The 12,668-nt window shown below is 38.6% G+C and carries 11 protein-coding genes; all 11 read left to right on the top strand.

Annotated elements, in window-relative coordinates; genetic code table 11:
* The coding region (locus tag K6C05_RS08415) for a hypothetical protein (protein WP_296733596.1) at window positions 1-465 on the top strand (465 nt) is incomplete at its 5' end.
* Between the two features lie 23 nt (window positions 466-488).
* The gene (locus tag K6C05_RS08410; RefSeq protein WP_296733595.1) at window positions 489-2,363 is read left to right on the top strand and encodes a TM1812 family CRISPR-associated protein; all 1,875 of its coding nucleotides are present in this window, start codon (window positions 489-491) and stop codon (window positions 2,361-2,363) included.
* A gap of 20 nt (window positions 2,364-2,383) precedes the next feature.
* Window positions 2,384-4,012: a hypothetical protein gene (locus K6C05_RS08405; protein ID WP_296733592.1), complete on the top strand. Its 1,629-nt coding sequence runs from the start codon at window positions 2,384-2,386 to the stop codon at window positions 4,010-4,012.
* On the top strand, window positions 4,012-4,668 hold the full coding sequence (locus tag K6C05_RS08400; RefSeq protein WP_296733591.1) for an RAMP superfamily CRISPR-associated protein: 657 nt from the start codon (window positions 4,012-4,014) through the stop codon (window positions 4,666-4,668). The genes K6C05_RS08405 and K6C05_RS08400 overlap by 1 nt, the downstream gene beginning before the upstream one ends.
* Window positions 4,668-6,233 carry a hypothetical protein gene (locus tag K6C05_RS08395; RefSeq protein WP_296733588.1) on the top strand — a complete coding sequence of 522 codons (1,566 nt, stop codon included), beginning with the start codon at window positions 4,668-4,670 and terminating at the stop codon, window positions 6,231-6,233. Before K6C05_RS08400 ends, K6C05_RS08395 begins: the two co-directional genes overlap by 1 nt.
* Window position 6,234: 1 nt before the next feature.
* Window positions 6,235-7,638: an RAMP superfamily CRISPR-associated protein gene (locus K6C05_RS08390; protein ID WP_296733587.1), complete on the top strand. Its 1,404-nt coding sequence runs from the start codon at window positions 6,235-6,237 to the stop codon at window positions 7,636-7,638.
* Window position 7,639: 1 nt separating this feature from the next.
* Entirely contained in the window at window positions 7,640-8,209 is a 570-nt protein-coding gene (gene csx19, locus K6C05_RS08385; protein WP_296733585.1) for a CRISPR-associated protein Csx19, read from the top strand.
* Window positions 8,210-8,212: 3 nt separating this feature from the next.
* A complete protein-coding gene (locus K6C05_RS08380) occupies window positions 8,213-10,309 on the top strand; it encodes a TIGR03986 family CRISPR-associated RAMP protein (RefSeq protein WP_296733583.1) in 2,097 nt (698 codons plus the stop codon).
* A 276-nt stretch (window positions 10,310-10,585) separates the two neighbouring features.
* Window positions 10,586-11,971 carry a M48 family metalloprotease gene (locus tag K6C05_RS08375; RefSeq protein WP_296733580.1) on the top strand — a complete coding sequence of 462 codons (1,386 nt, stop codon included), beginning with the start codon at window positions 10,586-10,588 and terminating at the stop codon, window positions 11,969-11,971.
* Between the two features lie 27 nt (window positions 11,972-11,998).
* Window positions 11,999-12,307, top strand: coding sequence for a hypothetical protein (locus K6C05_RS08370; protein WP_296733578.1), 309 nt, complete (start codon window positions 11,999-12,001; stop codon window positions 12,305-12,307).
* Window positions 12,308-12,319: 12 nt separating this feature from the next.
* Window positions 12,320-12,668 (top strand): hypothetical protein (locus K6C05_RS08365; RefSeq protein ID WP_296733577.1); only part of this gene is annotated, 349 nt, incomplete at its 3' end.

Here is a 12,668-nt window from a genome sequence, read left to right as displayed (position 1 = left end):
ATATCTGAATTTAAAACAGATTATCCCAAATTATATGAATGTATAAAAAATGAATATAATAGTATACCAAATTACAAAAAATATTTTGACGAATTGTATTTAACAAATGCGCGAATAAATGCCAAGCTTTTGTTTAACTATTTAAACATTGCTAAATTCGAGGAATTGGTTGATTTGTTGGAAGTTCGATATGAAGATGATCCGTTAAGTAATGAAAAAATATCAAGCGAGGAGGATCATAAGCAGATAGTGGAATCTATGCTGGCTAAAGGAACTGTTAAAACTGATTATCCCCCGGAAAAGGTATTAAAGATTATTGAGGATGTGCGTTGGATGCGGTCTCAGAGAAATGATATTATGCATGCCAATTCTTCTAAAAATCTTGTATCAAGCAAAGAACTCACGGACAAAATGAAGGAGTTATTGAATGACATGGAAGAATTGCTTTCAGGTGGTAAAAACTGAGATATTTGGTAGGGGGTATAGGAATGGCAAAGAATGTGTTACTGACATTTCTCAGTACAATAGGACTTGAAAAAAATGAGGATATTAAAGCTAATGATGAATTTAAAGAAAGAAATATTACTCTTCGAAAAGCCAAATACGATTTAGAGGATGGCAGGGAGCCGGTTGAGACTCATATGACCAACGAATCAGCACTGAGGTACCTGTCAGTACATCTTCCTGAGAATGAGAGGATAGACAAGGTTTTTGTATTCACTACCAGTGAAGTTCTATCCCCAATAAAATGCAGGGAGACTTTTTTGGGAGTTAAAGCTGATGGTACTGCTGAATATTGCACCCATTTTGAATATTTCAAAAAAAGATTATCCATGTTTTTGCCGGAATATAATGACTGCTTAATTGTGTCCCAGGATTTTTCCGGTAATGACTGGGATCATTATATGCGGGATATCGTTGCAATGGCAAAGAAAATACAGGAATATTCTGAAGGGCAGGAAGTGTGTCTTTCAGTTGATCTTACCGGTGGTTTTCGCAATGCCAACATGATTGTTTTGAGTATTGCGAAGCTATTGCAGTATAGTGGCATTGCAATAAATAAAATTCTTTATTCCAATTATTCAATAAAAGGGGAAGTTAAAAAAGTTGAGATTTCCAATGGCATTTATGAGTTGTTCGATTTGGTATCCGGAGCTGAGGAATTTATCCGCTTTGGCAGTGTGGATTCTATTAGTGCTTATTTTAAGGAAAAGCATGATGTAGGGAAGGAACTGAATGCGTTGCTGGAAGCAATGAAACATTTTGCCCAACAGATAAGACTGTGCCACTATGGGACATTGAAAAATGCCATTAAATGTTTGGGGGATAAGGTAGATATCTTTGAAAAATATATAAAAAATAATGATGTAGATGTATATGCTAAATTGTTTTCCAGTCTTTTGGCCCGTATTCATAAGGAATATGATGAAATACTTCATGTCGATTTTTCTGATGAGGCCATGGCGGATATTGTACTTATGAAATGGTGCCTGAACAAGGATTATTTGCAGCAGGTTTTGACACTTTATACGGAGCGGGTGCCGGAGATTATTCTAAAGGGTGGTATTGTTCAAATAAGTGATTCATATAAATCTGAAAAAAGTGGAGACCGTAAGAAGCTGCCAACAACAGTTGCCTATGAGTTGTTTGTTGATAATTCAGGTGAAGAGGATAGAAAGAAATTAAACAGTTCTATGTCTGAATGCAGAAAACAAATAATACAAAAAATAAAATTACATTGTAATAGAAAATTAGGTGCAGATAAGTTGTCCAGGGAAGAGATTAGCAATGAGGTTTTTGAATCCTTAAATCAAAAAAATGATGACGGTACATACCTAAATGAATTAATTTACATAGAAAATGAAAATGAGATTTTAGAGCATCTTGTAGAGTATGAGAATATTCGTTATTCAGTGGCCCATGATGTAAAAATGTCTGATTGTAATATGACTTTTTGGAAAGATGCATACATGGATGCAGAGAGAAAGGCCATAGAAAAAGGGGATAAGGCTTGGATTAAGTGGGATGAAATATGCGATGATAAGGCAAAATATAATAAATTAATGCGGGTGTATTTTGGTAACGCAAAAGGGGATGAAATAGAAAAGATATTTGGATTAAGGATTGTTGTTACAAGTAATATAATTCGTAAAATTTTTTCAGGGCAGGTGGAGTGCGCACAGGGAATATCTATGGAATGTATTAAGTGTATAGATCAAGAATACAGACGCATACGAAATGAGAGGGTTATATCAAATCATGCAAAAGATGAAGATTCAGTATGGACTTATAAGGAATTGAAGGAGGCATTGGATGAGGGGATAAAATATTTGGAAAATACATTGAAACTTGTTAAAGACTAATTATTGGAGGAGGAGATAATTTGGAACGGAAAGCAATACTTTTTGATGTACGCTCTATTCAACGGTATATTTACGCTGCTAATAAATTAAGAACAAATATTGGGGCATCCTATATAGTGGAAAATCTTTTCAGTGAAACGCTGGTAAAGGTATTGGACAAAAATTTTAATGGCTCCAAAGATCTTAAAAGCTGGGAAAAACCATTTTATGCAGAACGAGAATCAACGGAATATCAGTGTCAGATAGCGTATATTGGCGGTGGTAATGCCATGGTGCTGTTTGATATTTCAGTTGATGATGATGAATTGAAAAGATTGGTGGCATTATTTTCACAAAAAGTCCTGATAAAAGCTCCTGGGCTACATATAGGTGCAGCCATAGGGATATTGGACTTTAGCAATAATGAAACATATAAGAATTCTCGCAATAAACTGTTTGCTGTTTTAAAGCAGAATCAAAATAATATTATTCCTACAGTCAGTCTTCCATATACCGGTTTTACTCAGGTATGTGATATTGATGGTGAAGTAGCAAGCTATTACGACGACCAGGGACTGTTTCCAAAGGAACGGCACAATTATTATTCCCATGAAATAGTGGCTAAGGCCAATGCAGTAAAAAAATCCAATGATAAATTGGAAGGGATGTTTGCGAAGGAGCTTAATGATGGAGAATATTCCTTCCCAACGGAATTGGAAAACCTTGGACAGCAGGCAAAGAAAAACTATATTGCCATTGTGCATATTGATGGAAACAATATGGGGGTAAAATTTAGTAGCTGTACTGATTTGTCAAGTCACAGGGAGCTTTCTGCTGATATCAAGGAAAAAACAAAAAAATCCTTTGGCAGACTTTTAGCAAGCATAGTAGCTGAATACGAGGATTATAAAAGTAATAAATCATTAAATCTGCAAGAGGCTGATGGCAAAAAGCTTTTGCCGATAAGACCGCTTATTTTGGGCGGTGATGATGTAACCTTTATTTGTCCGGCAAAGGTAGCAATTGCTTACTCAAAGAGATTTATTCAATTTATGGCTGAGAAGTCAGAAGATATTAATACAGAGGCTGCAAGGAGTATAGACTGCTGTGGTGGTATTGCTATTTTGCCTACCAAATATCCATTTTTCCGTGGATATATATTGGCAGAACAGCTTTGCGATTCAGCAAAGGAGAAAATGCGTGAGCTTTGGGATGAAAATAATCCGGACAGCGGGTCCGGTTGGCTTGACTTTGTATTTCTTCACGGCGAGCAGGCACCAACCCTTAAACAGATTCTGGCAAGGGAATATAAAGCGGCTCTGGGCAATATGCATTTTGGCCCTTATTGTGTTATTAAAAATACTGCCGGGAAAAAAGCAGATGATGATCATATGTTGGATAAACTAATTGAATGCTCGAAGCAGTTTACACTTTCCAAGCAATATATGCAGAAAAATAAGGTTAAAGGGTTGCGGGCTGTATTACAGAAGGATGAAGGAATGATTAACAGCTTTATGTTACAATTAAACATTATCGATCAAAAAATGCCTTCTGTAGAATATAAATATATTAATTCTGCAACTGGTTGGGGTACTGGTATTAATAAAGGTTTTACTCCATATGTAGATGCAATTGAAATGATGGAATATATGGAAGGAGCTGATAAATAATGGCGGTAATAGAATTAACCATAAAGACATTGTCACCTATTCATCTAAGCTCCGGTGAAGCAGATGTTATTGTGGATTCAGAAGTAGCTCATGATAAATATGGAATGCCTGTTTTTTCCGGACGCAGAGTAAAAGGACTGCTTCGGGAAAGTGCATTGGAAGTAGTCTGCATGCAGGGGTTGGAGAAATATGGTTATTTGATAAGCAGATTGTTTGAGCATGATTGCAAAAAAAGCTGTCCTGAAGCACTTAATATATCTGATTTTCATATAACTCCCCGCGAAGATTATGCCGAGTTTTGTCAGGCACTTGAAAGTATCCAAGAGGAGTATGCTGCTATTATCAGTCCTGCTGATGTACTTGAGGAATTTACATCTATTCGTTATCAGACAAAAATGAAGGATGGATTAGCAGAAAAAGGCTCATTCCGTAATATAAGGGTCGTGAATGAAGACTTGGATTTTTATGGCGTTATTGAGGCGGAGCAGCTTAGCGAGGAGGCTTTGGAACTGATAGCTCTTGCAGTAAGAAATCTGCGCGGTGCTGGAATGAAGAGAAATCGTGGCTTTGGTCGCATCAGTTGTTCCATGAAACTTTCTGATAATCAAACCGAGCAGGATATTATAGATAAATTGTTTGCAAAGGAGGTAAGGTAATGAAACGCATAAAAGTTACAATTACAGCTGTTGATTCTTTGATTATAACCTCTTCAAGTGGAGATAGCGTTCTTACTTCCAGTGCAAATTATATTCCCGGCACCATGCTTCGTGGTATAATAGCCGGCAAATATATAAAAGAGAAAAATTTGGTGCTTTCTGCCCATGAGGATGAAGGTTTCAGAAAACTGTTTTTTGGGAAAATAAATTATACAAATTCATTACCGTCGTTTAATGGTAAGGCGGCTATTCCAGTGCCATTTTCAGTAATGAAACACAAGAGCACAGGTGAAATTCAGGATTTATTGGTAAACGACAGTTTGATGCCGGGATTTAAAAATATCCGTGGATTGGCGGTTGTATGCGAGGATAAACTATGTGGTATTTCCGTTGATAAAAGCATGTCGTTTCATATGAGCCGAAGCAGTGAAGCAGAACGCATTGCTGGAAAAAGCCTGGATGGACAGGTGTTTAATTACGAATCTATTTCGCCCGGGCAGGTTTTTGTTGGTGAAATAATAGGTGATGAAGATAATTTAAAGGAATTAATGAGTTCTATCTCCCAGAAAACTTTCTTTGGGCGGGTGGGCCGTTCAAGGTTTACTCAGTATGGTACTGTCAGGATTGATTTGGGAGAAATTGAGGACTTGGAGCAGTTACATCCTCAGGGGAACAATCAGATATTTGTACATGTTTTGGCACCAATAATTCCACAAAATGGCATGATCAGCTCTGTGGCTAAAACTTTAAATGATATGTGCCAAAAGTATTTGCCTGGGGTAAAGGTCAGTGCTGATAAGGTGTTCTCTCAAATAATATCAATAGATAATTTTGTCAATATCTGGGGGATGAAGCGACCACGGGTACAGGCGTTAAATGCAGGTACTGTATTTGCTTTGGAAAAGGATCAGTGGACAGCAGATGATATACAGAAGCTGACAATCATGATGTATGGTGGACTGGGACAGCGTACTCAGGAAGGCTTTGGACAAATGAGATTGTGGGCAGGTGATATAAAGCAGGTTGGTAATCTTGCTGATATCAGCGTTACTGACAAGGGAACTCAAAATATAAAATCAGGTATTGCCCGTAAGCTTACTCAACAGGTGGTAAAAAGGTTTATTTTGGAGCAGTTAAAACAATTTGCTTATAAGGATGCTTTGGCAATAAAAAATACAATTAGAGGGAAGACACATTTCTTTGCCAGATTGCTGCAGGAATTGGGCAGCCTGGATGTCACTGGTAACAATCGGCTGATGCTCAGTGACAAAGTCAGGGCCAATATGGCAGAAAGGGATAAGAGCCCGTATTATAAGGCAATGAAGCAAATCAGCGTACATGAAAGAGTCTTTGATGAGTTGCTGGAAGATTCTTCAGCAGAAATGCCATATATTGAAGATTGGCATACGGCTTTGACTCGAAATAAACTTAGTGAATTGATGGCAATTTTAGACATGAAGATTTCGGATAAAGAAATATCAAATGGGGAATATTTCTATACATATTGGTATTGGTTATTTAGATATTGTCGAAAGTTTGCTGTCAGTGCGAAGGGAGGCCGCTGATATGGGAGAAAATAATTATTTGGGTGATGCTGCGGTTATTGCTCGCATTGTATTAACTGGCAGGTTAGTCTTAAAATCTCCACTTTGTATCGGAGATGGTTCCGGGGAGAATAACCAAGGCAATGATAAAGATATACATATCCAGAAGAATAAGTCCGGAAAGCCATTTATTCCCGGGACATCTATGTGTGGGGTATTACGGTGTTTTGTTGATGAGGAAATGAATAATAATTCGGAGCTGCTTTTTGGCAGTGATGATGCTCAAGGGAGTCAGAGCCTGGTACAAATATATGATATTGTATTGGAAAATTCCAATCAGACATATCGTGATGGTGTGGCTATCCATGATTATACCGGGGTAGCCAAAACAGGTGCAAAGTATGACTATGAAATAGTGGACCATGGGGAAGGCGATTTTAGACTGGAAGCTGTTATTAGACAGAAGCAGGAGGCAGGCAAAGATAATATTCGTGAGGATATAATCAGAATAAAGGATAAGCTTGAGGCAGGAATCCGGCTTGGTGCAATGACAGCCAAGGGGATGGGGCTTGTGCAGCTGAAGAAGGCGAAGCTTGGGCTTTATGATTTAAAAAATAACAAGGATGATGTAAAGGCATGGTTTATGAAGCCTGAAGCTGTACCAAGTGATGCTTCAGACAGAATGAAGGATCAATTGGAGAAGCTGCCGGGAACGCAGGTCCCATTATTTGAAGGTGATTTTGAACTTCGGAGTACCATGATTATACGGACTGACAATATGGATATATCTGAAAATGGTAATAAACATATTGATAAGGTCTTCCTGAGAAATTCTGCCGGACAGTATGTAGTTCCAGGGACCAGCATTAAGGGAGTATTACGGCATCGGGCCCGGTATATATTGGATAGATTATGTCACGGACAGGATGAGGCAGTCGATAAATTTATTAATAATCTGATGGGACACAGTGAGAATATTGATAGTCGACAAAAAAGCCGTTTTTATGTTTCTGAAAGCACTTTAACTGATGCAGTGCAGGAGAAAATTATTACCAGAAACAGAATTGACCGCATTACAGGTGGAGTTATGGATAGTGCGCTATTTACAACCGTTCCTGTATATCAGGAAAAAACGGGAGAAAAGGCGCTTCATATTAAATTTTTTATAAAACCTGCTAAGGGAGAGCAGGACAATTCTGCTGAAATTGGCTTGGCATTGCTTTTGTTCCGTGATTTGTGGCAAGGACGAATTGCAATAGGCGGTGAAACTGGTGTGGGCCGTGGAACCTTAAAAGGGTTATCCGGACGAATTGTTATTGATGATGTTGAGTATACCGTTAATGCCAATGGAGAAATCAGTGCTGATAATGGAGATATCAAGGAGCTTGATAAGTTTGTCCAATCATTGGCTGGGGAGGTACAGTGAAATGGCAATAAATACAAAATATAATGAGTTAATAATAAAAAGAGATATTATTCCGGAGATAACATCTGTTTCATCGTTGTCCAGTGTCATGGAGGTAGAGAATACACTCAATAATTTCATTGGTGATAAGGCAATAGTGGTTATTTGGCTCATGGATCGTATTATTTGGACCACTTGTACCAATGGCCATATAGAGCTGGATGATAAGGCTTCTGTAATTGATTATTGGCAGGAAATGAGAGCATTTAATGAAAAAGGTGAAGTTCATCTGGTGCGTATGGGAGATGAATTTTCTGGGCGTTGTATAGTCGATACGGAAGCCTCAGAAGACTGGAAACAGGGATATGTTGACAGTATTTCTCCTATTTGGGGTGAGAATAGCGGTTATGAAGGAGGGAGGGTTCATCTTGAGGATACTGATCGCAAGCTGATGATGGACATTCCGGTCAGAGATGGCAGTGCCAAATCCTATGGGTTGGTGACCAGAAGCTATATTCAGACTGATTTAACTGCAGGTCTTTCCGGATATGGTGATTATAGATTCTTGGCTGTAGAAGCAATGGAGGTGTAATATATGACTGCAAGTATGGAAGAGGCTATGCGCCAGTTACGAGAGGGTGGAATAGGGTGCAATGTAGAACATAAATCTACAGATTATAGTAACCATACAGGTCAGGATAGACCATCCAATCGTAATGGAAATAGAAGCAGATATAGGAACCAAAACGGTGGTAGAAATGGAAATAGGGGAAATAATAGAAACACTAATAACCGTGGGGGTAAACAGATAGCACATAAATTCAGCAACGAAGCTGCCACGGCACCATATAATTTCGTGAGCCTGCCAGTTCATGCCATGCATTCCGGCTTGGAGGAGTTTGTTGGTAATTTATCTGACAGCAAACAAAAAGATATTGAGCAGGGATATAAAAAATATATCAATAGTCATGAGACAATAAGTGGCTATATAGAATTGGAACTTGAAACCCTTACACCGGTATTTATACGAAATGAGGGAGGAGACCCATTTAAACTGGGGAATGTACCCGTGTTGCCTGGCAGCAGTCTTAGGGGAATGATAAAAAATATTTTTAAGATGATTACTATGAGTACTATGCGGAGTGGTGAGGATTATATTGACCGACATGTATTTTTCCGCAGACTCATGGCTAGTAAGGATACGGATTATCTTTGGGCGCATGATTTACATGATTTGTACATAGGCAGGATGCAGTCTGATGAGGGGAGTAAGGTTAGACCGGGTTTTTTAATCAAGGTAAGAGATAATTATTTTATTGTACCATCAAAGGCTCATAAGGAAACAATATACCAATATGAGCAGCGAAAAGGCTGTTATGGGACTGTTACAAAAACCAAGGACAGTGATGTGAAATGGCATGGCAGTAGTGCATATATCCTTACAGGTAAGCTTGGTCTTGGGAAAAAATTATATAAAACTTTGGAAGAGTATGAAGCGTATAAGGCTGGCTGTCGTGAGAGGGGGGAAAGACCTAATCCCGGAAAACAGCTGGTAAGGTATATCAGGCTGGAGGAAACACAGTGGAATGAGCGTTATCCGGTGGATATTACAGAATATATGATGGATAATAATCGTGGCGGTGTAAATCTGGTTGATAAAAAGTACATGAGAAAGGTTTCTGATCTTAAGGTACAGGTAAATATTCCAAAGGATATTACATCTCTGGCACCATGCTATTATGTGCCCGGTGAAGGTGGAATTACACTATTTGGACATGGTCAATGTTTTAGAATCCCATACAAACATTCAATTGGTGAAATAGTAAAAAAGCATCTTAGGGAGGATGTGGTGGATTATTCTGATGCTGTATTTGGCATGAGTCCTTATTTTGCATCCAGAGTGTATTTTGAGGATGGTAAACCACATAATTCTGTAAAACTTATGCCGGAATTTCAGGCACATCCTTTGCTCCAGCCAAATCCGACTTCATTTCAGTTGTATTTAAAAAATAGCGTAGGACAGCGTTTGGCCAATTGGGACAGTGATAATGCCGAAATAAGAGGTTACAAGCTGTATTGGCATCAGGCAAACGGAAAAGGTAATTATAAAGCAAGCAAAGAGGAACTGAGTGAGGACAATAAGAAGTCTGATGATAAAAAGCTGTGTCTTCCAATGAAACCGGTACCGGCCAATACAAAATTCACTTCCAGAATAAGATTTAAAAATTTACTACCGGAGGAATTGGGTGCCTTAGTCATGACTTTGGATATGGATAATACTGAGAAAAATATTGCATTTAAGCTTGGCCAGGGGAAAAGTATGGGATTGGGCAGTATAAAGCTGAATAAGCATGATTTATTTGTGGAAACGGATGAATCATATACCAGATTTTTGGATGGTACCAATATGGCAAATGCCTGTCAAAAGGTTGATTCCTCTGAATATAGGGCTAAGTTTAAGGAAGCTGTTCCCAAAGCATTGAAAAATGATTGGAAGCGTATAATGGATGAACTGACCGTAATGTTGGATTATGATAATACCAAACTCCCGGAGTGGCATGAAAAAACGGCGCCTATGCGTGGGGAATATGAAAATAAAAATGGAAAATTACAGTTTACAATTCATAAAGGCTTTGCAGATCGTCGTGCATTGCCAACAGCTACGCAGGTAATAGCCAGAGCAAGAGAATAATATGGTTTTTATATGAACAATAAAGGCATCCTGAAGATTTTAAAAATTTTCAGGATGTTTTTTAGTTGGATTTGTATTTATTTAGGTTTTGAATCCACTGATTTCAGGCCTTACATCAGATAAAGTGTGCATGAGTTTTTTCGTCTGCAGTATTGAAGAAACCTTCTGATATTTGTATTTTTGGAATAACAGTTTTTTGGAAACTTTCAGCTTTTTTTATCTGATTATTATTTTAAGAGGATATTAAAGGATATAAGTTTAGGGAGGAATTGCCTTATGACAATTATTAATCAGACAATTAAAAGGAAAAGTATGCTGGGAAAGCTAATTGCAGCAGGATTGGTAACCATAGGAGTATTTGCAGGATTGGGGATTACCGGAGGTATTAATACCGTAGAGGCCTACATGATAACCTGTGCCCAGGAGAGAAATGATGGCTACAATGCATACAGGGAGAAGGTATTGTCCCAGGAGCACTATAAGGATGCTGGCTTGTCCGCGCTGTATAAGAATGTGGTTTATATGTTCCCCAAGATGCTTAATTTCGATGATGGCAGACACAAGCGCTGGGTGGACAATGATGTGGTGGTAATTGATAATGGTACAACCAATGCATCCATGTATCCGGGTGGCTACATGGTGTTTACCAAGTCCATGCTTGATTTTTGCCGTACCTATGAAAATGATGGTTATATTTCAGGGTATAAGAAAAGAGGCTCTGATCCTGATACTACTGGGTTGTATGCCAACGGTATGATTATGGGTGTGTTGTGTCATGAGTTTAGCCACCACATAAATGAGGATTATTTAAAGCGCATGGATAAGAACCGCAAGGTGAATATTTTGGGGCAGATTATTGGAATGTTTACTCCCAATACTCCAAATGCTGCTGCTGCACAGCTGGGAGCTGCCATGTTTGTTCACAATCTGGCTGTCAATGGATATTCCAAGCCAGATGAACGGGATGCAGATGAAACGGCCATGAAAATGATGAGTCAAATGACGCTTTATGGTGTTGGGGATATTTGTGCCTACCATTACAGAAGCGGAAATACTCTAAGATTGAAGAATAAGGACCCATGGAAGGAATCCAAAACTCACCCTTCTAGCTTCGGTCGCATGAAAAAGGCCCAGGATTATATCAAGAAAATGGCCGATGGCAAGGTTAAGCTGCGGAATTATACTAAGGCTGAGATGAAGAAATATTATCAGTATACGGGTAAATTGAACCAAAGTGATAGTAAATATGAATATGTGTTGGAGATAAATGGCAAGCTTTTTAATGAAGGGCGGAGTAATTATCCGGCTGGCTACGCCCTGGACAATGAGGAAAACGGCCTGGCTCAGGACAGAACCTTTCATATAGCGGGACAGATTGCTTCAGCCATGGAGAGTGGTGTATTCAAGAAGAGAAATATCAGGTATATATCAGCAAAGGATTATAATGATGGCACCAAGGGCTCTAAAAACAGTGGATATGTGTATGTCAACTGTTCGACGAAAAGCGGCGGCAGCGTTAAGCTGATAATTGACCGTGTGGATTTGGACGAGTTCTACTTCAATAAAGCTATAAAGGATGGGATGGCAGGGATAAGCCCTTCCAGTTCCAGATACAATGAAATGGCTGTGGTCAAGGGAATATACGATGCCGCAGAGGATTAAGTGTTGAAGAATAGGAGTGTAGATAATATGAAAATTACTTTAGAAGAATTCAAAAAAGAGGTTGTGAAGTACTTGAAGGATTCCACATTGATGAAGTCAGAGGCCAAAAATTTAGGGATTACTCCTGAGTTGTTTGTGGAATGTTTTTTGAATACAACTGGCGAAGGGACCATTCATTTGATTAATGAGCATTATAAAAGGGCATTGGAACAGGAAGAGGGAACAAGTTTAAGTACAGTATGCGGCACTCTGTCGTATTTTCTTGAATGGATGCTGGATGATGATGATGTGGAGGAAATAAAAACGATGCTTAATATTGAGCCACAAAAAGAATGAGGTGAGGATATAATGGGGGTAGGCAAAATCACGGTCTGGATAATGTGTTTGGCATTTTTACTGGTTTCTCATGTTTCAATATGCGATGCTTCCCAGTTCGTGGAAAAGAAGCCGGTATATGCAGATGAATGGATGGTAGAAGTCCGTCAAAAAGTGGCGGAAAATCTGGATTATATGGATATATATCGCGGGAGCACCCAGGGCAATAAGGCGGAAGAATTAACAGATGGAACTTTTGTATATAGGGATTCTAAGGGCAGTTTCGTTATTGAACAAAAGGATAATCATTATGTGCTAAAAATCAAAGATGTGCAGCTAAAAAAATATAAATATGAAGCACCTCGGGAAAAGCCTTATTCCA

It is taken from the genome of Anaerovibrio sp. (genome assembly GCF_024697385.1).
In the GTDB taxonomy this organism is placed as follows: domain Bacteria; phylum Bacillota; class Negativicutes; order Selenomonadales; family Selenomonadaceae; genus Anaerovibrio.
This window is presented reverse-complemented; position numbering and strand designations above follow the sequence as displayed.